The sequence below is a fragment of the Sphingobacterium sp. UBA5639 genome (genome assembly GCF_002421245.1).
GTDB classification, from domain to species: domain Bacteria; phylum Bacteroidota; class Bacteroidia; order Sphingobacteriales; family Sphingobacteriaceae; genus Sphingobacterium; species Sphingobacterium multivorum.
Window position 1 is genome coordinate 1 of the sequence record NZ_DIJR01000033.1, and the last position, 21002, is coordinate 21002.

General features: G+C 38.5%; 25 protein-coding genes and 2 pseudogenes. 13 read left to right on the plus strand and 14 right to left on the minus strand.

Annotation, left to right across the window (positions count from 1 at the left end):
• The first annotated feature begins 81 nt into the window (after positions 1–81).
• Positions 82–1035: a transporter gene (locus B4Z90_RS21125; protein WP_070570608.1), complete on the plus strand. Its 954-nt coding sequence runs from the start codon at positions 82–84 to the stop codon at positions 1033–1035.
• Positions 1036–1436: 401 nt separating this feature from the next.
• Here B4Z90_RS21125 and B4Z90_RS21130 read toward each other — a convergent pair whose 3' ends face one another.
• A complete protein-coding gene (locus B4Z90_RS21130; protein WP_286766866.1) occupies positions 1437–4400 on the minus strand; it encodes a response regulator in 2964 nt (987 codons plus the stop codon).
• Between the two features lie 283 nt (positions 4401–4683).
• Entirely contained in the window at positions 4684–5475 is a 792-nt protein-coding gene (locus tag B4Z90_RS21135; protein WP_204991090.1) for an SDR family oxidoreductase, read from the minus strand.
• Positions 5476–5604: 129 nt separating this feature from the next.
• Between B4Z90_RS21135 and B4Z90_RS21140 the strand changes: the two genes are divergently transcribed.
• On the plus strand, positions 5605–5964 hold the full coding sequence (locus B4Z90_RS21140; protein ID WP_112376258.1) for a winged helix-turn-helix transcriptional regulator: 360 nt from the start codon (positions 5605–5607) through the stop codon (positions 5962–5964).
• 244 nt (positions 5965–6208) lie between these two features.
• Here the strand turns inward: B4Z90_RS21140 and B4Z90_RS21145 are convergent, their stop codons facing one another.
• The 5 genes and pseudogenes from B4Z90_RS21145 to B4Z90_RS21165 all read right to left on the minus strand — a co-directional run.
• Entirely contained in the window at positions 6209–6598 is a 390-nt protein-coding gene (locus B4Z90_RS21145; protein ID WP_046672983.1) for a DUF5856 family protein, read from the minus strand.
• Positions 6599–6790: 192 nt separating this feature from the next.
• On the minus strand, positions 6791–7096 hold the full coding sequence (locus tag B4Z90_RS21150; RefSeq protein ID WP_112376259.1) for a response regulator: 306 nt from the start codon (positions 7094–7096) through the stop codon (positions 6791–6793).
• A gap of 48 nt (positions 7097–7144) precedes the next feature.
• Entirely contained in the window at positions 7145–7819 is a 675-nt protein-coding gene (locus tag B4Z90_RS21155; RefSeq protein WP_112376260.1) for a sensor histidine kinase, read from the minus strand.
• A gap of 9 nt (positions 7820–7828) precedes the next feature.
• On the minus strand, positions 7829–8215 hold the full coding sequence (locus tag B4Z90_RS21160) for a PAS domain S-box protein (RefSeq protein ID WP_256604708.1): 387 nt from the start codon (positions 8213–8215) through the stop codon (positions 7829–7831).
• 63 nt (positions 8216–8278) lie between these two features.
• Positions 8279–8674, minus strand: a pseudogene (locus B4Z90_RS21165) (PAS domain-containing protein); the annotation flags it as partial.
• A gap of 500 nt (positions 8675–9174) precedes the next feature.
• Between B4Z90_RS21165 and B4Z90_RS21170 the strand changes: the two are divergent.
• The 9 genes from B4Z90_RS21170 to B4Z90_RS21210 all read left to right on the plus strand — a co-directional run bounded on the left by B4Z90_RS21170 (position 9175) and on the right by B4Z90_RS21210 (position 15318).
• Positions 9175–9519 (plus strand): alpha/beta hydrolase, encoded by a 345-nt coding sequence (locus B4Z90_RS21170; RefSeq protein WP_201303546.1) that lies wholly within the window; start codon positions 9175–9177, stop codon positions 9517–9519.
• 131 nt (positions 9520–9650) lie between these two features.
• Positions 9651–9950, plus strand: a complete 300-nt coding sequence (locus tag B4Z90_RS21175; RefSeq protein WP_239468892.1) for an alpha/beta hydrolase — start codon at positions 9651–9653, stop codon at positions 9948–9950.
• A gap of 248 nt (positions 9951–10198) precedes the next feature.
• The gene (locus B4Z90_RS21180; protein ID WP_070570577.1) at positions 10199–10642 is read left to right on the plus strand and encodes a hypothetical protein; all 444 of its coding nucleotides are present in this window, start codon (positions 10199–10201) and stop codon (positions 10640–10642) included.
• A 728-nt stretch (positions 10643–11370) separates the two neighbouring features.
• Positions 11371–12234, plus strand: a complete 864-nt coding sequence (locus B4Z90_RS21185; protein WP_112376594.1) for an SDR family oxidoreductase — start codon at positions 11371–11373, stop codon at positions 12232–12234.
• A 249-nt stretch (positions 12235–12483) separates the two neighbouring features.
• Complete coding sequence (locus tag B4Z90_RS21190) at positions 12484–12684, plus strand: hypothetical protein (RefSeq protein WP_070570580.1); 201 nt, start codon at positions 12484–12486, stop codon at positions 12682–12684.
• 6 nt (positions 12685–12690) lie between these two features.
• The gene (locus B4Z90_RS21195) at positions 12691–13371 is read left to right on the plus strand and encodes a DUF421 domain-containing protein (RefSeq protein WP_070570582.1); all 681 of its coding nucleotides are present in this window, start codon (positions 12691–12693) and stop codon (positions 13369–13371) included.
• Between the two features lie 452 nt (positions 13372–13823).
• On the plus strand, positions 13824–13946 hold the full coding sequence (locus B4Z90_RS21200) for a hypothetical protein (protein ID WP_256604652.1): 123 nt from the start codon (positions 13824–13826) through the stop codon (positions 13944–13946).
• Positions 13947–14337: 391 nt separating this feature from the next.
• Entirely contained in the window at positions 14338–14709 is a 372-nt protein-coding gene (locus B4Z90_RS21205) for a response regulator (RefSeq protein ID WP_070570584.1), read from the plus strand.
• Positions 14710–14904: 195 nt separating this feature from the next.
• Positions 14905–15318, plus strand: a complete 414-nt coding sequence (locus B4Z90_RS21210; protein WP_112376263.1) for a hypothetical protein — start codon at positions 14905–14907, stop codon at positions 15316–15318.
• A gap of 138 nt (positions 15319–15456) precedes the next feature.
• On the opposite strand, the gene B4Z90_RS21215 is transcribed toward B4Z90_RS21210, so the two are convergent.
• The 6 genes and pseudogenes from B4Z90_RS21215 to B4Z90_RS21235 all read right to left on the minus strand — a co-directional run bounded on the left by B4Z90_RS21215 (position 15457) and on the right by B4Z90_RS21235 (position 19315).
• The gene (locus B4Z90_RS21215; RefSeq protein WP_201303623.1) at positions 15457–15951 is read right to left on the minus strand and encodes an alpha/beta hydrolase; all 495 of its coding nucleotides are present in this window, start codon (positions 15949–15951) and stop codon (positions 15457–15459) included.
• Between the two features lie 24 nt (positions 15952–15975).
• A complete protein-coding gene (locus B4Z90_RS21220) occupies positions 15976–16275 on the minus strand; it encodes a hypothetical protein (protein ID WP_070570588.1) in 300 nt (99 codons plus the stop codon).
• A gap of 82 nt (positions 16276–16357) precedes the next feature.
• The gene (locus tag B4Z90_RS21225) at positions 16358–16549 is read right to left on the minus strand and encodes an SHOCT domain-containing protein (protein WP_201639097.1); all 192 of its coding nucleotides are present in this window, start codon (positions 16547–16549) and stop codon (positions 16358–16360) included.
• A 24-nt stretch (positions 16550–16573) separates the two neighbouring features.
• Positions 16574–16681: pseudogene (locus tag B4Z90_RS25235) on the minus strand (TM2 domain-containing protein); the annotation flags it as partial.
• Positions 16682–17046: 365 nt separating this feature from the next.
• Positions 17047–18735, minus strand: coding sequence for a dihydroxy-acid dehydratase (gene ilvD, locus B4Z90_RS21230; protein WP_070570590.1), 1689 nt, complete (start codon positions 18733–18735; stop codon positions 17047–17049).
• A 10-nt stretch (positions 18736–18745) separates the two neighbouring features.
• The gene (locus B4Z90_RS21235; protein WP_070570592.1) at positions 18746–19315 is read right to left on the minus strand and encodes a Crp/Fnr family transcriptional regulator; all 570 of its coding nucleotides are present in this window, start codon (positions 19313–19315) and stop codon (positions 18746–18748) included.
• Between the two features lie 248 nt (positions 19316–19563).
• Here B4Z90_RS21235 and B4Z90_RS21240 point away from each other — a divergent pair, with 248 nt between their 5' ends.
• Positions 19564–19815, plus strand: coding sequence for a hypothetical protein (locus B4Z90_RS21240; RefSeq protein ID WP_112376264.1), 252 nt, complete (start codon positions 19564–19566; stop codon positions 19813–19815).
• An 86-nt stretch (positions 19816–19901) separates the two neighbouring features.
• Here B4Z90_RS21240 and B4Z90_RS21245 read toward each other — a convergent pair whose 3' ends face one another.
• Complete coding sequence (locus B4Z90_RS21245; protein ID WP_112376265.1) at positions 19902–20411, minus strand: dihydrofolate reductase family protein; 510 nt, start codon at positions 20409–20411, stop codon at positions 19902–19904.
• An 89-nt stretch (positions 20412–20500) separates the two neighbouring features.
• Here B4Z90_RS21245 and B4Z90_RS21250 point away from each other — a divergent pair, with 89 nt between their 5' ends.
• Complete coding sequence (locus B4Z90_RS21250; RefSeq protein WP_070570596.1) at positions 20501–20842, plus strand: winged helix-turn-helix transcriptional regulator; 342 nt, start codon at positions 20501–20503, stop codon at positions 20840–20842.
• The last annotated feature ends 160 nt before the right edge of the window (positions 20843–21002 follow it).

Consider the following 21002-nt stretch of genomic DNA (forward strand, 5'->3'; position numbering starts at 1 on the left):
GCATCTCCGAAATAGACAACAAAACACGTGTAGAGTTGTTTGCATTTTGAATGATATTATAAGGGATTAATGATTCGTCATATGAAAAAGATATTTTATGTGTTTCTATTTATCCTTTCCATGATGAAAGTTTATGGTCAGGGGCATTACAACGGTTCATCGTTTAATCCCAACGATTATTTTGCTCCGCATGAAGGGTTGATTATACCAGTATGGTATGGTTATGCCAATATGAATTATTTCAATGGGCAGGGTAAAAAGACAGATCAATTGATTAATCCGGTTCCTGGAAATCCTACTGCTTTACAAATTGAACAAAAGGTGATCACGCATTCTTTTATCCTGATGGCAATTTACGGAGGAAAGGGAAAGATTTTGGGCGCCAATTGGGGACTGATGGTTATCCCGACAGTAAACAGTCCTACCGCCAATATTGCGTTGGACTACTATTCGCAGCAGACAGGTCCTGGAAGATATGTTTTTACCAATAAAAGTTTAGGATTTGGCGACATGTATGTACAGCCAATCTGGTTATCATGGAAGCAGGGAAAGTTTCAATATGCATTAAATTATGGCCTATGGGCGCCGACTGGGAAATACGAGCATGGTAGTTTAGATAATGGGGGGCATGGATATTGGTCACATAATATACGTGGTGCTCTTAAATATAAACCAACTTCCAAGATCAATTTAAGTATTGCTCCTACATTAGAAATCAATCAGTGGCAAAAAAACACTGACTTTAAAGAAGGGAGTCATCTTACGTTTGATTTAGGTGGTTCGTATTTATTGAATTCCCGGGGAGATGAAGTGGGGTTATTTGGCAACTATTCCAAACAAGTATCCGACGACAAGGGAACAGAGGGAAGTTTTCTTTCTGACCAGAACGCGGGAATAGGTGCATTCGGATCGTATTGGGTGGTACCTCATAAAATCGGTATAATGGCCCGGGTAACGCAGAATTTTGCGACCGAAAATAGATTTGGTGGGATTGCTTTTCAAACGGGTGTAAATTTCCTAATACCGGCAAAATAACTCAGAGGATGCTATAAAACGCGACTTTTGTGTTTGCTTGGAGCTCCTGTAGGCGAAATTGGTTAACTATTGGTTCTCCAAAAAGAGTCGTAAAAGATTCCCCTTGTTTATTTGAAATGCAATCAAAAATTTCAGTCCACCATAGTGGAATATCATTGATCAATGTACCGAGTACTTTTTCTGCAGGTGAATGCAGAGTTATTGTAATACTGTAATTTTCCAAATTGGCGGTTTTATAATTTTTGTTGTGATAACCAAAATTAAGCTTTAGTATCCAACTCAAGCTTGACATAGGATAAGTATACCAAATGTATTCTAAGCACTTTGGTGGACGATAAATTATAGATGACGCGATAATATGAACTCATTTATATGCTAAGCACGCCCATTTTCTATAATTATTAAACACTAATATATTTTTTGAGTACTTCGAGAAGGTCTGCCCGCCGTATTGGTTTGGGAAGAAAGTCGTTCATTCCGGATTCAAGACATTTTTCTTTTTCTCCCAGCACATTTCCGGCGGTAACACCTATGATCGGGATGTGTTGATATCCTGACAGCATTCTAATATGTTGTGTCGCCTCAATACCACTCATTATCGGCATCTGTACATCCATAATAATAAGGGAAAACTGCTTTTTCCTGCATTCTTCCAAAGCTTGTAAACCGTTTGCAGCTTCCGTTAAATGTATGTTGGGAGCTAGAGACTTCATTATCCTATTGTTCAGGACCATATTTACTGGGTTATCATCAACCAAAAGCACATCTAATTCCCGTGCAAATGCATGCGAATCTTTTTCTGGCTGATCCTGAATAATTTCTAATACAGTACTTCTGTCTACCTTTTTTAGGGTTTTGTATAGATCATGTGATTTTATAGGCTTCAACAGCAAATGTGTATTTTCTATTTTTCTAACTGAAGTAAGTATATCCAGTTCTTCTGAAGAAGAAGAAAGTACTATAAATGGAGCGATCTCCTTTCGCTGATTTAACAAGCCTTTTATTTTCTCAATTGTTTCCAATCCAGACATGATAGGCATATGATAATCCATCAAAATCACATCAAACCGCTCACCCTTCAACATGATATCCAGTGCTTCCATGCCGTTAGAAGCCAATGTGGATTTGATATTTTTATAGGTAAGCATGTGTTCAAGGATAATCCTGTTGCTTTCATTATCATCTACCACTAATGCCGTTTTAATAGCCGTTTCATCTTCTTCCTTCCATTCAGACTTTTCGTATGGAACCGTGAGATCGAAGAAAAATACAGATCCGCTGTCTATCTCGCTGTTTAGAGATAAATGACTCCCCATATAGCCCAAGATATTGTTTGAGATCGTTAGCCCTAGTCCCGTACCGCCAAATCGCTTGCTGATTGAACTGTTTTCCTGGGTAAAGGCATCAAAAATATATTTCTGTTTCTCAACAGGAATGCCGATTCCTGTATCTCTTACCGAGAAACGCAAAGCAATCGTATGATCATCCATGCGCAATTTCTCTACTTTTAGTTCGATCTCACCCTTTTCTGTGAATTTCACAGCATTCCCTAGCAGATTGATCAAGATCTGTTTTAACCTGGCTTCATCAATAAAAAGTGTTTTCGGGAGGCCCGGCTCAACGTTGAGAAGAAGTTCGATGTTTTTTTTCTGGGATTGATAAAGAATCACGTTGATGACTTGACTTAACATATCATACACGTCACTTTTTTCGATCAAAAGTTCCATTTTTCCGGATTCTATTTTAGAAAAATCCAGTATATCATTGATAATGCTGAGCAGGTTTTCTCCTGATTCGTTGATGTAATTCAGATATTGTGTTTGTGTTTCATTCAGCGGTGTACGGAGGAGGAGGTCTGAAAATCCAATAACTCCGTTCAAAGGCGTACGGATCTCATGACTCATATTGGCCAGAAATTCGGATTTTGCCCTGCTGGCTATATCCGCAGTTTCCTTAGCGCTTTTCAGTTCTTCGTTTATTTTTACGGCATTTGTAATATTCTGTATGGAAATAATTATACCTCCAACCTCATCTTTTGTAAGATACCATGGCCCGACTTTAAGGTCGTAATGCTGAATTTCTTCTTTACCTTCCACCTTTACCGCAAAATCCCCATCGATGTACGTTTCTCCCAAAAGCGCACTCCTGTAAATTTTTTTTCTTTCTTCTGGAATATTAGGCGATATTGTAAATAGATTATTGCCGATAAGATCGACATTATTCATATTAAATTCATCTCGCCATCTACTACTTACAGCAACGTAGTTAAGGGCTTTGTCCAACATTGCCAATGGAATAGGAACATCGGTGGCAAAAGACTGCATCATAGCCTCCTTCTCGGCAACCTCTAGAAACATTTTTTTGAAGGCATCAATGTCCTGAATAATTCCAAAAACCCTGTGGCATATTTCATTTTCAAATTCGGGAATACCCTTTATCCTTACCCAAATCGTAACGCCGTCATTACGCATGAGTTGCAGCTCCTCATCAAAAGAAATTCCTTGTTGTACTGCTCTGTCAAATAGATATTCTATTCGCTCTCTATTTTTTCCTTCGTAAAATCCAAGGGCATTTTCAAAAGTTGGTTGGAAATTAATGTTAGTTTTATGAATTTCTCGCACACTTTGAGACCAAGTGAGTTTTCCGCTTTTCATATTGACTTCCCAGCCTCCCACTTGGGCAACCGCACTTGTTTCCTCGAGCATTTCCTTCGTATAAAACAGATCTTTTTCCAACCTGTCCCGGCGCATTATGTCAGATTTTAGTTGAATATAGACGAAAATGGTGACACCGATTGCCGCAACTGCAGAAAATATAATGAACAAAACGGTCCGTTTGGTGGAGTTATTCAGGTCTTCATTTTTTATAGCAAGCTGACTTTCTCCATGTTTTACAAATTCCTGAACAAGCATTCGACATTTATCCATGATCTGCTTGTTTTGTTCAAGCTCTTCTGGGGTCATTAATATACCCTTTTTACGATTATTAATCAGCGAGGCATATTCTTTCATCAGCAGGTCTGAGGTGTGCCGCAGTTCATGAAAGATATTAATTTGGAGTTTATCTTTAAGATTAAACCTTTCTTTGTCAGCAATAAGCAGGGGATATTCTTTCCCGCTTTTATCCAACGGTTCAAGAAATTCTTCCTTGCCGGTAAGCTGGTAACCCCGATTGCCAGTTTCAGCATTTAACAGCGTGTTTAAAATATCCTTTATTAAACTGATAGATTCCTTCGTTTTTAAGAGGCTTTGCCTACTTTCCATCTGCTTATGTATGCTAATATAAGAGGCTATAGAACCCGTAATCAGCAGTATTAAAGAGAGCATTACACCGATCTGAAGATTTCTAATAATTTTTTTTGGCATAGGATGGTTGTTTACTGTTAAGATACTAAAAAAGTAAATAATTACCCCAGATTTCCTATTGAATACTTTGAATAATAATCCAAAGGTGGACAATGCTACTATCGGCGCCAATAATATATTGCACTGTTAAGTTGTTATTTTCAGATATTTAATTCGATCATTAAACAACTGGAAATGATATCTCAAAACTTCGCATAAGCACCACTGTCAAATTTGTTTTGTGCTTTCAGGAGTTCGGAGATAATGTTTGGTAAATTCATATTTTCAAATCTTAGGAAGATTATTAAATGGTTGGTAATGTTCCGCCGTCAATTACGTATTCTGTCCCCGTTAGATAGCTGGCTCTTGGTGAAACTAGAAAGCCAACAAGTTCAGCTACCTCTGCAGGCTCTGCAGGTCTCCCGAAAGGGATCCCGCCCAGTGCATCCATTACGCCCTGTTGCGCCTCTTCTATAGTACTGTTCGAATTTCTTGCAATTTCGCCTAGCCAGGCTTCAGATGCGGTGGTATTGATCCAGCCAGGCGAAACCGTCAGTATGCGGACACCTTTAGGAGTAACCTCGTTCGATAAGCTTTTGCTGTAGTTCCTCAATCCAGCCTTTGCCGCTGCGTAAGGTAATGTTGAATCATATAAGGGTAATTTGCCCTGAATAGAAGCAATGTGGATGATCACACCGTTTTTGCGTTCTATCATCTGCGGTAAAAAGCTCCTATCTAGACGGATCGGAGCCAAAAGGTTAGCTTGCAGTGTCGATTCCCAATCCTCATCACTTAACACAGCAAATCCTCCTGCGGGGGTAGAAGATCCGCCAAGGTTGTTTACCAAGATGTCTAGTCTACCATAGCTCGAAAGCACTCCGCTCACCACTTTTTGAGCCCCTTCTGCTGTACTCAGATCGGAAGCAATGAAATGCAGCTTGCTGTTTTCCAGGTCGGGGACGTTTCTTGCGGTAATCACAACTGTTGCTCCAGCTTGTAATAGTCTTTCCGCGATTGCTCTTCCAGTGCCTTTTGTACCCCCTGTTACCAAGGCAATCTTGTCTGATAATTCGTTGTTGAAATTAAATTGTTCCATTTTTACAAATTGTTTATAGGACAAAATTGAGGTATAAAACCAGCCTGTGCAAGTACGGCATTACGATTCATATAGGGATAAATTTTTCCCCTATTGTACAAATCGGAACATACCTTTAATTTTGAAAATATGTATGAGAGAAAAATAATTCCGAACCTAAATTGCGGTCTCGACTTGATAGGTGAAGTGCTTTACGGAAAATGGAAAATACGCTTGCTCTGGTTTATTGACCAGGGACATAAAAGACCGAGTGAATTGCAGCGTAAGATACCAGACGCCTCCAGACGGGTGCTGAATATACAGCTGAAAGAACTGGAAGATCATGAGGTAGTCATGAAGAAAATATATCCTGTCGTTCCTCCAAAAGTTGAATATTCGCTTACAGATTTAGGGATGAGTTTAATACCCATAATTTCCGCATTAGGACAGTGGGGTGATCAAAACGAAGATAGACTGCGGACAATAATTTTAAAAAGAATTTTAGGATAATACCCCTAATTGCTCTAGTCGGTAAAGTATTTTAGTTTATACAAAATTTCTCTTTTATTTTCTTGCAAAGAGCAAGAAAATAAAATCATTAAAAAATGCAGTAATCAAGACGTTGGCTAGTAAAAATAGCGTGCTATTATTTTTGTTACTGGAGGGGAGAGCAATTGGTTACTCAATTTAATCTATAAAAAACGGCCGAATATAGGTTCGACCGTTACTCAGGAAAAGCTCCCGAACATGGGCATTACTCCAATCTTTTTAATCTGAACAATAACTGTTGGACAGCTTCTTGCGCATCATCAATAATGGATTGTGAGAAGTTTTCCTTAAAAAGTCCTTCTCGTTTGTTTTCAACTTGCTTGTAAAAATCCTCAATGTATTTGATGTAATTAGCCGGTTTTGACGTTTGGGGAATCACGATATCAAGTGTACCTTCCAATGAAAAAGTGGTTTCCACCAGTCTGTCTGTAATATCAATAAGAGACTCAATCGCTTGGTCTAAAGAAATATGAGCCTCATAGCTCCCTTTTCCTGTTATCGACCAATGGGTCAGCTTCAATGCGTTTCTGAATGAAATCATTTCACCTAAAAAGTTCGCAATTTCCTGTTTTGAGTTCTGTTGTTTTTTTGCCATGATATTTTACTTTATTTAAGTCACATTTTTGATTATTATAACAACAACCTAGTGGTCAAAGTTTCTAATTTATTAGAAAAACCGCTAGTGATCAAGAAATCAAGGATATCCGGATTTTCGACTGTATAGTTTTGTGTGCCAGTAGGGCCTACCCAACGAAGTCGGACGAAATTACGAGATTGTACTATACTTTTAACTAGCCAATACGTCGTGAATACTGGATGTAATTTCATTTAAATCAAAAGGTTTCGCAATAAATCCGTTTGCGCCAAGTCCTTCGGCAACATCGCGACCATCTACACTGGCGGATAGAACAAGGATAGGTATATTTTTGATTTCGGGTGTATTGCGTATGATTTTAATCAGCTGGTCGCCCGAAAGCACGGGCATCCAGAGATCCAATAACAAAAGATCTGGCTGATATGCTATGAGCTGTTTGGTCAGATTTGTACTGTTTTTTCGCTTAAGACCTGGTAACCCTCCAGATCCAAGAATAATTCCAGCATCTCAACAATGCCTTGGTCATCGTCACAGATCATTATTTTCTTACTTTTCATCGTTTTCTGTCCTCATTATTGGTAATGTGAAATTAAAAGTAGAACCTTCTCCGGGTTCGCTTTCTACCCAAAGGGTTCCGTTGTGATGCGTTATGATCTCGTGCGAAACATACAGTCCAATACCTAATCCCGGAAATTTCTTTTGGGTATGGCCGGCGCGAAAGAAGCGCTCAAATATTTTTTGCTTGTCGACATTTGCTATTCCCATGCCATAGTCTCGTACAGAGATCTTGACAAAATTGGCAACCCTGTGAATGGCAACGTCGATTCTATTTGAACCCGGTGAATATTTGATCGCATTGGACAACAGATTATTGATTACCTGAATAATTTGTAATTCATCGCCGCTAACTGTAGCATCTGTGGAGCCTAATAGGTTTATTTTGTAACCAGGTACACCTACCATTATATTGTCAATGGCTTCCCGAATTGTATGATCTATGGCAAATGGCTCCATGTGGAGCTCAATATGGCCAGACTGTATTTTTGAGGTGTCTAGTAATTTAGTAATCAATATATTCAGTCGATCTATATAGGCCGAAATTTTATCCAGTGTACTGACAAATTTATTGTCGGAATGGTCTATACTAAGTCGTTGCAGAATCTGTACAAGCCCCTTAATGGTCGTTAGGGGCGTCTTTAGTTCATGACTAGCGACGGACAAAAAATCGTATTAACGTAGATCCTGTTCTTTTTTCTCGGTGATGTCTTCAATGGCGATCAGGATACGGTCTTTATATTGCCCTTCAAACTCTATGCGATAGGCATTTAATAGCATCACTTTGCGGCCGATATGCGGAAATACATGTTCTACTTCGTAATCAATTACGGGATTGCTGGTTGGTAAAATATGCGTAAGAAGTTCCTTCAAGGAGGGGATATCCCATTGCTTATTGCCCAGATCAAACAATAATTTTCCTACAGTCTCTTCTGAGGAGACGTGAAATGATGTTAAAAAATGTTTATTTGCACTCAGCACAATATAATTGCCATCGAGTACTAGAAGACTTTCGCGAACCGTTTCAATCATGCTCGAGAGGAAGCTTTCCTTCTCCTGCAATTCTTTGGTTCGTTGCTGTATTTTGATCTCAACATTGTTTTTTTCCTCCCGGAGTTCGTGTTCGGCCTTTTTACGCGAGGTAATATCATTTTGAACACCAATAAAGTGCGTCACCTGGCCGGCCTCATTCTTCACAGGTGAAATGAAAAGCTCATTCCAAAAAAGTGTTCCGTCTTTGCGTTAATTGCGAATTTCGATCTTACATTCTTCACCATTTTTGATACAATCTTTGAGGATGTAGCGTTCAGGTTGAGAACGATCCTGCGCTTGCAAAAAGCGACAATTGTGACCGATAATTTCATCGTGTGAATAACCACTGATGTTTTCAAAGGCCTTATTGCAATAGATAATCGGATTATCATGCTGCAAATTATCGGTGATAATAATGCCTGAATAAGCAGAATTTAAAGCCTTAAGATATATATTTAATTCATTAATGCCTGACGCACGTTTTCCCATATAGTGTTGTATTCCAAATATCGTTGTCCAATTTAATCTATAAAACTAAAACCAATGAAAAACAGCCTGTTTTTTTTGAAAAACACGTATAAATCCGCGTCAGGAGTTTAGCTAGCACGTGGTACTGTACACCAAACAACATAAACTGAGTGTTGGTAACATATGCTAATATTGCCTAAAATATTACATACAAATTTGTTAGTAACGTACATTCAGCGGTATATTGTAGTAAATGTATGACTTCTAGTTAATTTTACTTGAAATTTTGATAGCCTACCAAAAAGATTCTCGGAATACGCGTGATACCGGCAATGATTTTCTATAAAAACATAAATCATAGTAAAGAAATGAATACAACTAAATTGACTCCTGAAATAATTAAAATAATTGAAAACCTGAACAAGCTTCATGTGTTTGACGGCATAAATTCATTAGAAATAAAGCTGCAAAGGATATGAGGCAATGGCATTCGGCTCAGCGGCAAAAAAGAAGCAGTGAAAATGTTAGAAGAATTTAATATTCGTAGCAAGAATCACGAAATTCCTGTGAGAATACACCGACCCAATGAAATTATAAATGAAAAATCACCGGCCATCATTTATCTTCATGGCGGTTGGTTTATTTCTGGAAGTTTTGAGACGCACGATGCTATTGTCTGTCAATTGGCCAACGCTACGGGTTGTGCCATTGTTTTTGTGGACTTTCGACTGGCGCCAGAGTATCCTTTTCCGGCTGGTTTCGATGATGCTCAATCAGCGACTGAGTGGATCGTTAATAATTCGGACTCTTTAAACATCGATAAAACTATGATTGGAATTATTGGCGACAGTGCGGGGCAGCTTTAACCGTAGGAGTTTCGACAAGGCCTGGTGAGCATTTGAGGTTTCATGTGTGATTTATCCGGCAGCTGATAATCAATTAAGTACAGTCAAAGAAAGACTATCAAAATGGTCCGATTATTAATAAGGAGGAAGGAATAAAAGCCTGGAATTGGTATCTAACCGACCAAATGGATCAACAGAACCCCATAGCAATTCCTCTTTTGATTGAATATTTTAAGAATACGCCTCCAACGTTGATTTTATTGACTGAGCACGATCGGTTGCGGGATGAAGGAAAACAATTGGCAGAGAATATGAAAACCTCCGAAATTCCAGTCAAAATTACTCATTACAAAGAGATTGCCAATGGTTTTTTGCATATGGGAGCTGTTTTAAGAGAAACCAGAGAAGCTTTTCGGGACATCGCAGCATTCACAAAAGAAAACTTAAAATAATCTTCCGAAAAAGTTACTTCAATATCGTGTAAGGTATTTCTGAAACCGTCCTCAACAAGGGCTAGCATATGACCATACGATCGATTTGCCAGTTCTGAACAAACTTCTCCGGACTGTCCTGAAAGCTTAATACATTGTAGCAAAAATTTCTTCTGTGGATTTGATTAAACGATTTTAGGTTGTCCATTGTTCTCAGAATAACTGTACAAAAACAGTACAAAAAAGGTTGAAAACGTAAAAAGCAAAATATGAATGGATTTAATAAAAATATGTTGGGCGGATTGATCGGTGCGCTCGTACTCAATGTGGTCCATAGTGCTGCCAAGAGATTCGATCCCAAAGCTCCAGAAGTGGATAAAGTGGGCGAAGAAGCGATGCAGAAAACGGTGCGCTTTGCTGGATTTAAACCGCCAAAGGGCAATGCATTGGTGGCGGCAACTTTTGGGGCAGATGTAGCTTCCAATGCCATGTTATATACCCTCATCGGATATGGAGGTCAGAAAAATATGCTGCTCAAAGGAGCGTTGCTCGGAACGGTAGTTGGTCTGGCAACACTGACTATTCCAGAACAGGCCGGACTGGATGCCAAGCCAATAAAAAAGACTGATCGTACCAAGTTTATGACCTTGGCCTGGTATGTGATCGGAGGAGTGGCCGCTGGTCTAGCCATGAAAGCGATGAGCAAGAGTTAGGAAAGACTAGAGTTGGTAAATTTATCAGATTACATTGTTCAATGCATGCCCCTTTAAGCGCCAATCTAAAATGAAAAAACATCTTTTTTGATCTAGATCATCGTTTTAAGCCGTCGGGAAAATTGAAATTTGAATAGCTTTCAATAAGGGAAGTCTATCAGATTAAAAGTAATTAACGAAATAGGAATAGATAGTTTTATCGCTACCGGAGCATATGATGGTGGGTTGAGTTCAGCGGAAAATATAACAGCAATGAAAGCCCTATTGTCAAAGATAGCGTTTGCAGATCAGGCAGGATTGCATGTCTTCGGGCTCGGGGAGCATCATAGAAAAGAATTTTTAGATGAATCAAAGCCAGTAGGAGTAGCTCGTCATCTTTAGTATTTCCTGCAAATTCAGCTATTTGGATTGCATTGCTATAGTTCACGTAAAAGGACTTACAGGTGACCAGGGATTATTGACCACCGGGTTTTGTATTTAAGTATGAGAAGGCTTTAATTGAAAATAAGGCAAAAGCAATAGCGCAAATGTAGATAGCTCAAACCTTTTAGACTTTGGCTTTGTTCACTTTATGGATGAATCGGTTAAACTCTTTCGCAAAATGCCGATTACATCAATTTATCAATAAAGGTTATAAAAGATTACCGAAACTTTAGGACTTTGCCATTTGCACTGACCCTTACACGTTTTGGAAATCAGCTATGTCTGTCATTATTTTAAAAAATGGTATGAAAAAAGCAGCAAGTAAAAAGATTCGACCGTTGCAAAAGCAAAAGCGACCCGGATTAGAAATAAATATGACACCAGTTCCTGACACTTCGCCGTTAAAGTATCCTGCAGAAGGAAAATTGAAAAATAAGGTAGCATTAATTACTGGAGGAGATAGCGGCATTGGGAAAGCTGTAGCTTTGTTATTTGCCAAGGAGGGAGCTGATATTGTTATTGCCTATCTTAGTGAAACAAAAGATGCAAAACAAACCCAGAAAGAGGTTGAATCCTTCTCAAGAAAATGTACGCTGATTAAAGGTGATTTGGGAAAAGAAAATCACTGTAAAAAAGTAATTGAATTTACGATAAAAACGCATAAGAAAATTGATATTATCGTTAATAACGCGGGGCTACATTGGCAAACAGAATCAATTGAAGAAATTACCACTGAACAGTTACACAAGACTTTTCAGAATAATTTCTATTCCTATTTCTGGATTACGAAGTATGCCATGCCTTATCTTAAGAAGGGGGCAAGTATCATTAATACATCCTCAGTGACTGCATATCGAGGCAGTCCAAAGTTGATCGATTATTCTGCAACAAAAGGTGCAATAATTTCTTTTACACGAAGCTTGTCAGCAAATCTTATGGATAAAGGAATTAGGGTCAATGCTGTTGCGCCCGGTCCGGTATGGACTCCATTGATAGCATCTTCATTTGATCCTAAAAAAAACTCCGAATTTGGAAGCGACTCCCCAATGGGAAGGGCAGGAATGCCAAATGAAATTGCACCAAGCTTTCTATTTCTAGCTAGCAAAGATTCACATTTTATGAGCGGTCAAGTTTTACATCCCAATGGCGGAGAAGTCGTCAATGGTTAACCAATGAATAAGTCACAATCAGATCTGCAAGTCGTCAATCGACATAAGGCTTTCAGTTTTTCAAAATGTTCTCTACTATGGGGTGACTGCCCCGCCAATGAATGAATGACTCGAGCTAGCTAAATTTGTTGACAAAGTATTATTCTTTAATAAGTACAGATTTGTTGTACGAATTGTTGCTGGAATTAATATTAGTTTGAGAAACAGGCGGTTTTCTTATTCTCTTTCCGCTCGTCGGCGACCTTAACCATGATTCATATACCTGTTGTCGTATGGATACAGTCGCAAATTGAAGATATAGATCGGAATGAAATAATTTTAGCGGGATTGTTTCCATCATTGAAGATTGATACCTTATGTATGTTGTTTTTGCCAAGTGATGAACTATTGCGACCGGAGGAATGTTTAGGATTGAATGGCGGCGGCTATAGTAAGATTTTTGAATTTTAAAAGGTTATGATTGATATACAAAAAATATTTGCAGAGGGGGTGGAAAGCTCCTTTCTTATTGAAATAGGTGCGAGAACAATTATAATGTTTCTTCTAATATTGATCATTCTAAGGCTTTCGGGTAGAAGGGGAGTTCGGCAGTTAACTCTTTTTGAGGTTGCGATTATAATCAGTTTGGGCTCAGCTGCGGGAGATCCCATGTTTCAAGAAGAAATACCCATCTTTTATGCGATTGTTGTCTTTATATGTGTAATCTTTGTCTATAAGTTGGTAACCTGGATTACCTCCCGATCAGAGAATATTGCCCATTTATTGGAAGGTAAAGTTTTACCTGTAGTTAAGGATGGCGTATTTGATATAAAACATGAAAATGATAATACCTTTTCGCGTATGGAATTTTTTTCTGAACTGAGAAATTTAAATGTCGAACATTTGGGGCAGGTTAAGGAAGGCATTCTAGAAGTCGATGGAACATTAAGCGTTTTATTTTATGCTGATAGTGATGTGAGGTATGGGCTACCATTATTCCCGTCTTCTTTCAAAAAGGTTGATGTAATGAGTGCTGAAGGGCCATTCGCATGCATGTATTGCGGCCATGTCGTATTTAGTTTTAAGAACGAATCAAAGGCATGTCCAAGATGCAATAAAACACAATGGAGCAAAGCCTTGAATTCAAGAAGAGTATAGAAGAATAATACCATGTATTATTTAAACAAATTATAGGGTGAAAAAATTTGACCGTTTTTATTTGAAGCTTTTCTGTGAACACACGATCAACATCAATCAAGGCGCAGAATCCACAATAAGCTATTTAATGGCCCGGGTTAAGATGGCGGATTATATGAATGAACCTGTTCGTTAGTGTATTTAAAAAACTTGATGCCTGATTGTCAATTATTATGCGTACATTTATTACTGCGATCTGCTATTCATCTTAACCCATTCAGTAGATCCGATATGATAAATACACTTGTTTTATCTCTAAATTCTCCACGATATACCTTTCGGAAATTTTCAGTTCAACAACTAGCAGCTTGCGTACTTCAAAGAGTAAATACGATTCAGCTTAATATTATTCCTTCCGATCAATCATAGCTATTGAAAGTAAAAGGACCATCACTTTATAAAATCCATACATCATGAGTAAAGACATTAAAAAGGAAAAAAGCACCAAAGAGAAAGCACAATCTTCTTATCAAAAGGAAAAAGATGGCTCCTCTAAAGAGTTAACGGATAATGTTTTCCGTAAAAAAAAGAAATAGGCAATCGAAAAGGTAGCTTATTTTTTGCACTTGCACAAGGCAGATTATTTTGAAGCGGGTATACAGTCTGGATTATCACCAGGCTTTTGCTCGCTTTTTTAATTTGCAAAGCTGAATGATATACCCATTGTTTTGACAACAAAATGAGTTTCATCACAAAGCGATGTTTTTATACGTCTTCGTCTGAATATACACGTGAAGTATGGGTAATGACGTTTGAAGTAGAACCAAATATATTCGATGGGGGTTCAATTTTAAAAAGCTCTAGGGCGATAGACTTACTCAATGGAAAAGCTCATTAAGAGCTAATCAACAATCAAGGAAGGTGGATCTTATGCCTAAGATCCATTTTTTAATAAGTGATGAAAAAAATATTTCTTAAAAAAATAAGATGAAAAAGACAATAGTAGTGTGCGATGATGATAAAGAAATACTAAATGCATTTTCCTTGGTGTTAGAGAATCATTATACGATTGTTATATCTGTAGCAAACAGTTTAGTCCTGACGGAAGTGTTGGATACTATGAATGCTGATATACTCTTTTTGGACATTCATATGCATGCACGGAATGGTGACATGATACTGCGTGATCTCAAGAGTTCAGCTAAATATGATAAGCTGCCTGTGATTATGATGTCAGGTCATATCGACGGAAGAAGAATCTCTTTGGAATGTGGGGCCGAGGGTTTTCTAGCAAAGCCTTTTGAACTTACTGATCTGGAAAACTACATACGAAGATTTGTTTATGAAAGTGAATCGTAATGCCCAATCGTCACAATATAGCTTGCCGGCACTATAGTATTCTGAAGGCAAGAACAATGACGTCGGAGGCGTATATATTTGCTCTCCTGATCAGATGGTACTCTTATTAGACTTTGCGAAATACCACTATATATTTAGCTACAAAATTACCGAAGTATGTCGCGCCACTTCTTACTCATATTAAGCAGCCTATATATGAGGCTTCGCTTTGATACGGATGTGCCTGAGTTGTTTTATCATCATGGAAAACGCCAGGTAGTGGAAGTTCGGGCCAAGAAATACAGCCTTTGGCATATTTATCTCAATAATGCTTATGTAGGAAGTATTCAGTATGACAGTAAGCAGTTCAATTACCACCTCGTAGATAATTGCTTACTGACCGATGATCACGTGCAAAAGTATAGCCATGATACAACGTGGGGAATTAAAGTGGATAAAGGACGATATTCGATGAAAAAGGATATAAAGTTCGAATGTGACGTGTGTGGTCAAAAGCAAGTGGTTGAGGTTTCTGTTTTGCATGGCGGTGGAACCTTGCAAATTATGATTGATCGGTTTTTTTATAATGGATGTAGATTTTCGCAATGGCGAATGGGTAATGCTATGTAACAATACGAGCTGGTTGACAATCGATGAACTTGCTATTATCCTGTTAATCTAATTACACTCAATGCTATTGATGGAATACAAAGAAATAATTGTCAATAAAATTCCACAACATGACCACGAAAACACTCCCAATTTTTGCTACGTAAAATGACAAATTAGCCTTCTCATTAAGCAGATATAATACGATTTGTTTGCTCCGGTAAATCCAGCGGATTCAAAGGTCGAGACAAATACAGACAGTTCGCTTTCTTCCATCAGAGGCTTGCCAATTGGTTCTACTGCTCTCGCGGGATTGATCATGAGCATGCCGGGATCAGGTCGAGCGGGAGGGATATCCTTGCGGAATATGTTCCGCAGGAACCGGTGTACGTTTTCATTCATTATGGCATCTGCAATTCCGATCTGCTTATTGAAATGAACAAAGTAGAAGTCTTCTCCAAATAGGATTTCCATCAGTTCAGTCCATGGTTGTTCTCCGCGCTCCTGATAAGGCAGCGCTAAGTTTATTATTTTATTTACCCGTTCAGGATACAATAGTGCGAGATTCCACACCACATTAGCACCCCAGTCATGACCGACGAAGGTAGCATCTTTGTATCCGAAATGATCAAGTAGAGCGGATAAGGTCAGCAGTCCAGTGCTTTATGTTATAATCCGTTACTTCAGTTGGGCAGGATGAGTTACCATAGCCACGTTGATTTGGGACAATGCCGTAGGTTGATTATTTTCGCTAAAGCCTATGCTGAAATTCTCATTAATTGGAACGAGATCGATTATGGGACAAATTTGATTTGTTTGGCTGACATAATTTTTGTCTTGAAATGATCCTTTAAAGTGAAACCACCGACTATAGCGATGGTCACCAAGCTCATCATTGTAATAATGCCATACTTCACATTCTTTTTTATAACCAATTCCCAAATCTTCGAATAAAAGTTTGATTTCATATTGCCTCATTTAACCGTTATAAAGGTGCCATTTGATGCCCTATTTTTCCAGGTCATAGCTAATAATGTCTCTCTTGACATTCATCAATCCTTTACAGCAGTTTACGTTTTGCATCCTCAAATTCTGCTTGTGTAATCATTCCTTTTTCCATCAATCCATGTAATCGTTCTATTTCAGTCGCAGCATCTTTTTGGGTAATGGGGGAGATAGGCACATAATTATGAACGACGGGTTGTGAAAAATATACGCGGTTGTATTTTAAATCAAAATTCTCTTTGCGCATTGTTAGAAAAGCAATAAAGTCGATCAATGCGATAAAAGCAGGTATAAGCGTCCAACAGAAAAGGAGATAAAGGAAACCTAATCCGGTCTGCCCTAGGTAAAATCTATGTGCACCAAATACTCCAAGAAAAATGCCATTAAAGCTGCGGTTGTTTTATCTTTCATATGTTATTGATTAATGCGGTTTGTATTGTCTTTTCAAACCTAAGGATTGCCTGTTAGACATTCTTACGGTTTTCCGTAACCGATCCCACTTTCAAACCAATATCTTAGCCTTACAGCTTGTAATAATCTAGATAGTTAAAATTGACCAACATATTCATTCAGAATAAATAATGTATAGTAGGCTTTGGTATTAACCTTGCCCGATTGAAAAATAGCATGCCATGATGGTAACCACCACCAGTTCTGTTCTTTTTCTGTTACCTTCCTTATTTGCCTAAATACATTAGAATTAGCCTAAGATGTCAATTTTGCTAAACTGAAACGGTTTTATTTTCAAAAATCACAATTTAATATGGCACCACTACTAGCATTGCCAACAAGCTGCCGATATTGACTCAACCATTTAGAATTTAGTTTTTTTCTGATCGGAATAAAGCCTTTTCTTCGCAATTGAATCTCATCTTCGCTAATGTCAGCTGAAAGCATATGTTGGTCGATATCAATAACGATATAGTCTCCGTTTTTTAGTAATCCAATCAATCCACCTTCAGCAGCCTCAGGTGAGACATGTCCAATAGCTATTCCGCGGGTAGCTCCGCTGAATCGGCCATCTGTTACCAACGCTACAGAACTGCCCAATCCCATCCCCATGATCAGGCTAGTAGGTGTCAACATTTCCTGCATCCCCGGGCCACCTTTGGGACCTTCGTAACGGATCACCACAACATCTCCAGCTTTGATCTCACCGGCAAGGATGCCTACTATGGCCTCTTCTTGACTATCATAGCAAACCGCAGTCCCGCTAAAATTCTTTTCGCCAGTGATTCCTGCAGATTTTACAACGGCTCCCTGCTCTGCAAGATTTCCGAATAGAATCGCCAATCCTCCAACAGGACTGTATGGATTATTTATTGTATGTATGATTGTTGCATCTTTGATCGCTGCATTGGCAATCTTTTTGAATAACATTTCGCCACTGATCGTTATATTATCCTGAAGGACATGGTTGTTGCGCTTGGTCATTTCGTTCATTACAGCGTTTACTCCTCCGGCGCGATGGACGTCTTCCATGTGGACGGTGCTTAAACTGGGCGATATTTTTGCAATGTGCGCTACTTGATCTGATATTGAGTTAATGTCCCTAAGCTGAAAATCTATTTCCGCTTCGTGAGCTATAGCAAGCATATGAAGGACAGTATTGGTACTACCGCCCATGGCCATATCCACTGCAAAAGCATTCTGGATGGCTTTTTCATTGATGATGTTTTTAAGTTTGAATTGTTTGGAAAGCTGATTGTCTTTGGCGATTTCACAGATCCTTCTGGCTGATTCCCGATATAGATTTTCACGCTCGGGTGTTAATGCCAATATGGTTCCATTACCAGGTAGTGCTATACCCATAGCTTCCATCAGGGTGTTCATGGAATTTGCTGTAAACATACCCGAGCAACTACCACCACTGGGGCATGCATTACACTCGATGTCTTTGAGCTCTTCGTCACTGATTAAGCCTGCTTCGTGTTTGCCTACAGCCTCAAAAGCTGTAGACAGGTCAATGGCAGTGCCATCTTTGATATACCCTTTTCTCATGGGGCCTCCACTGACAAAGATTGTAGGCACATCTACACGTAGCGCACCCATAATCATGCCGGGTACAATCTTATCGCAGTTAGGGATAGCTATCATAGCATCCAATTTGTGTGCATTCATGACGCTTTCAATTGAGTTGGCAATCAATTCTCGGCTGGGGAGCGAGTACAGCATTCCATCGTGTCCCATAGCAATACCATCGTCAATACCGATCGTGTTGAATTCAAAAGGAATACATCCGTTTGCCTTGATTTCGTCTTTAATGATCTCAGCAACCTTATTCAGAAAAAAATGTCCGGGTATAATTTCGATAAAGGAATTTGCCACTCCAATAAAAGGCTTATCAAAATCGTTATCATTTACGCCTGTGGCCCGAAATAGGGCTCTATGGGGAGTACGTTGGTATCCCTGCTTTACTTCGTCGCTTCTCATTTTTTATTAGTTAAATAGTAGATTTTAACCTACTTAGTGTTTCGGGTGATATCGCCAGATAAGCCGCAAGGTTAGCATTAGACAAACGCTGTATGAGTTCGGGATTATTTTTCAATAGATCGCGATAACGTTCTTTAGCAGTTTGGGTTAATAAGCTGCTGAGCTTATTATTAACAACAGTTAATCCATATTCGAGGATGTAGATATAAAAATTGTCCCAGCCGGGCATATTTGCTCTCAAAAAGATAAAATCAGTGTTGCTGATGCTTAGGACCTCCGTATCTTCTACGGCTTGGATAAATTCTGTAGCTGGCTGTCTGGAAATGAAGCTGACGATAGAGGTTAGAAAAGTATGCTCAAAAGCCATGAATCGGGTTGCCGTTGATAGTTCGTCATTGCGAAAATATAGGCGCAGACAGCCCTTTCCGACAAAGAAAAGATAGTCTGCAATGGAACCTTCGTTGAGCAGATGGTCATTTTTCTTTATCGATTGGGGTTTAAAATAAGTTAGGGCCTCCGTTAATTGCTGTTCGTTTAACAACGCTTTTTCACGTAACAATTGTAATAGTTGCTCTCTCATCGCTTATTATTTATAGGTCAAAGATGCACTTTATATTAGGATATAGTCGTTGACATTGGTCAAAAACGTCAACGATTTATTAAAGTTTTATTCTCCTTTGAGATAATGGAAATTTGGTAAGTTTAGAGCTAATACAACATTGAAATATGCACAAATTATTTATTTGTTAGGTGCAAAAGCTGTTCGTTTGACCACAGCTCACCCAAAAAAAAATCCATTTCAAACTAATTTATACCTTAGGAAATGTCGTGCGTGAAAGAACGAGGAAAATTAAGCCCGAACCGCAAAACTTTGTTTCTTTCAGAAATACCGACCTTGACATCTATGTATTAGTTAATAGATTCTTTACCGAGACTATTTGCTTTGCACTAGATAACCATGGTGATTTAGTCGTGCCGAGTGAGTCGACAGCTGGCGGTTTTCTTATTCTCTTTCCGCTCGCCGGCGCCCTTAACCATGATGTATATACTTATCGTCGTGTGGATTCAGTCGCCAATTGAAAGATATAGATCCGAAAGAAATAATTTTAGCGGGTTTGTTTCCGTCATTCAACTATTTTTGAAAGACATTTTTGGTCTGTTGTTATTCAGTCTTCTTTCGTTAGATGCAATTGAAGAAAACCGTTTTTAAGCTTCTGACCTTGGTACTTGAACGTTGAACTTAAATCCTCATTGCTTGCTAAAATTGCTCCAGCTCCAGTAATTATAGGGCTGATGTTAAAATAAATATCGGTAACCAAATTCTTATCCAAAAAAGCGTTGAAAGTACCTGCTCCGCCACCAACGGCTATTTCCCGCACTCCTTTTGCAGACATATATGCAATTGCTTCTTCAGGACTTGCAACAGTCTTGTAGCCGTCAGCCGTATAAGGTTTATCGGCCAATATGATGATTTCTATTCCATTAAAATGATCTTTTATCGGATCTGGAAAATTTAGAAAATTTTCAAATGTTTTCAATCCTATCACTACATTTCCAATCCGTTTTACAAATTGTATGTAAAATTCCATTGCTTCCGGTGGCAGTTTATGATGCGGATTATCGGATATCAAAATTCTTCCATTAGCCGAAATATTTGCGATTACTGTTACTTTCATAATGATTTTCTTTAAATTTTTGTACAACAAAACTATTGGATATTCAATATATATTTACTATTCATTACCTTTAGGAAAGTAACTATCTTATGAGCAATAAAAATATTGGTAAAGAAACTATATTGGCATTAAAAGATGGCATTGAATTGCTCAGTGGTAAATGGAAATTTTGTATCCTACACAATTTGCAGAAACACGGCCCAATGCGGTTTAAAGATCTGCAAGAGATGGCTCAGGGAATATCCCCAAAAGTTCTATCCAAGGAACTTCAGGAATTAGAAGATAATTTACTGATTAGTAGAACGGTTAATGACACCAAACCTGTAACTGTTTCTTATGCGCTTACCGCCTATGCTAAAGAAACGGAGGAAGTTGCCAATGCTTTAATTAAATTTGGTCTAAAGCATAGAGATAAAATTAAAGCAAAATGAGGTTTCTATTTTAACAGCTCATTTGGGGAAGTTTGGAGCCTTCTCTATGTAACAATCCGAATAATTATTCCTAACCTTATTAAGTATTGATAAATAATATTTATCTTTAAGCTAATGTTATTTATCCTATGCGGCTAATCTTAGGCGTGTAAGGTTAACC

Excerpts from the sequence above, each read along its gene's own strand:
- B4Z90_RS21125 (WP_070570608.1), top strand. The coding sequence starts at position 82 with ATGAAAAAGATATTTTATGTGTTTCTATTTATCCTTTCCATGATGAAA.
- B4Z90_RS21130 (WP_286766866.1), bottom strand. The coding sequence starts at position 4,400 with ATGCCAAAAAAAATTATTAGAAATCTTCAGATCGGTGTAATGCTCTCT.
- B4Z90_RS21135 (WP_204991090.1), bottom strand. The coding sequence starts at position 5,475 with ATGGAACAATTTAATTTCAACAACGAATTATCAGACAAGATTGCCTTG.
- B4Z90_RS21140 (WP_112376258.1), top strand. The coding sequence starts at position 5,605 with ATGTATGAGAGAAAAATAATTCCGAACCTAAATTGCGGTCTCGACTTG.
- B4Z90_RS21145 (WP_046672983.1), bottom strand. The coding sequence starts at position 6,598 with ATGGCAAAAAAACAACAGAACTCAAAACAGGAAATTGCGAACTTTTTA.
- B4Z90_RS21170 (WP_201303546.1), top strand. The coding sequence starts at position 9,175 with ATGTTAGAAGAATTTAATATTCGTAGCAAGAATCACGAAATTCCTGTG.
- B4Z90_RS21180 (WP_070570577.1), top strand. The coding sequence starts at position 10,199 with ATGAATGGATTTAATAAAAATATGTTGGGCGGATTGATCGGTGCGCTC.
- B4Z90_RS21185 (WP_112376594.1), top strand. The coding sequence starts at position 11,371 with ATGAAAAAAGCAGCAAGTAAAAAGATTCGACCGTTGCAAAAGCAAAAG.
- B4Z90_RS21190 (WP_070570580.1), top strand. The coding sequence starts at position 12,484 with ATGATTCATATACCTGTTGTCGTATGGATACAGTCGCAAATTGAAGAT.
- B4Z90_RS21195 (WP_070570582.1), top strand. The coding sequence starts at position 12,691 with ATGATTGATATACAAAAAATATTTGCAGAGGGGGTGGAAAGCTCCTTT.
- B4Z90_RS21200 (WP_256604652.1), top strand. The coding sequence starts at position 13,824 with ATGAGTAAAGACATTAAAAAGGAAAAAAGCACCAAAGAGAAAGCACAA.
- B4Z90_RS21205 (WP_070570584.1), top strand. The coding sequence starts at position 14,338 with ATGAAAAAGACAATAGTAGTGTGCGATGATGATAAAGAAATACTAAAT.
- B4Z90_RS21210 (WP_112376263.1), top strand. The coding sequence starts at position 14,905 with ATGAGGCTTCGCTTTGATACGGATGTGCCTGAGTTGTTTTATCATCAT.
- B4Z90_RS21220 (WP_070570588.1), bottom strand. The coding sequence starts at position 16,275 with ATGAGGCAATATGAAATCAAACTTTTATTCGAAGATTTGGGAATTGGT.
- B4Z90_RS21225 (WP_201639097.1), bottom strand. The coding sequence starts at position 16,549 with ATGCGCAAAGAGAATTTTGATTTAAAATACAACCGCGTATATTTTTCA.
- ilvD (WP_070570590.1), bottom strand. The coding sequence starts at position 18,735 with ATGAGAAGCGACGAAGTAAAGCAGGGATACCAACGTACTCCCCATAGA.
- B4Z90_RS21235 (WP_070570592.1), bottom strand. The coding sequence starts at position 19,315 with ATGAGAGAGCAACTATTACAATTGTTACGTGAAAAAGCGTTGTTAAAC.
- B4Z90_RS21245 (WP_112376265.1), bottom strand. The coding sequence starts at position 20,411 with ATGAAAGTAACAGTAATCGCAAATATTTCGGCTAATGGAAGAATTTTG.
- B4Z90_RS21250 (WP_070570596.1), top strand. The coding sequence starts at position 20,501 with ATGAGCAATAAAAATATTGGTAAAGAAACTATATTGGCATTAAAAGAT.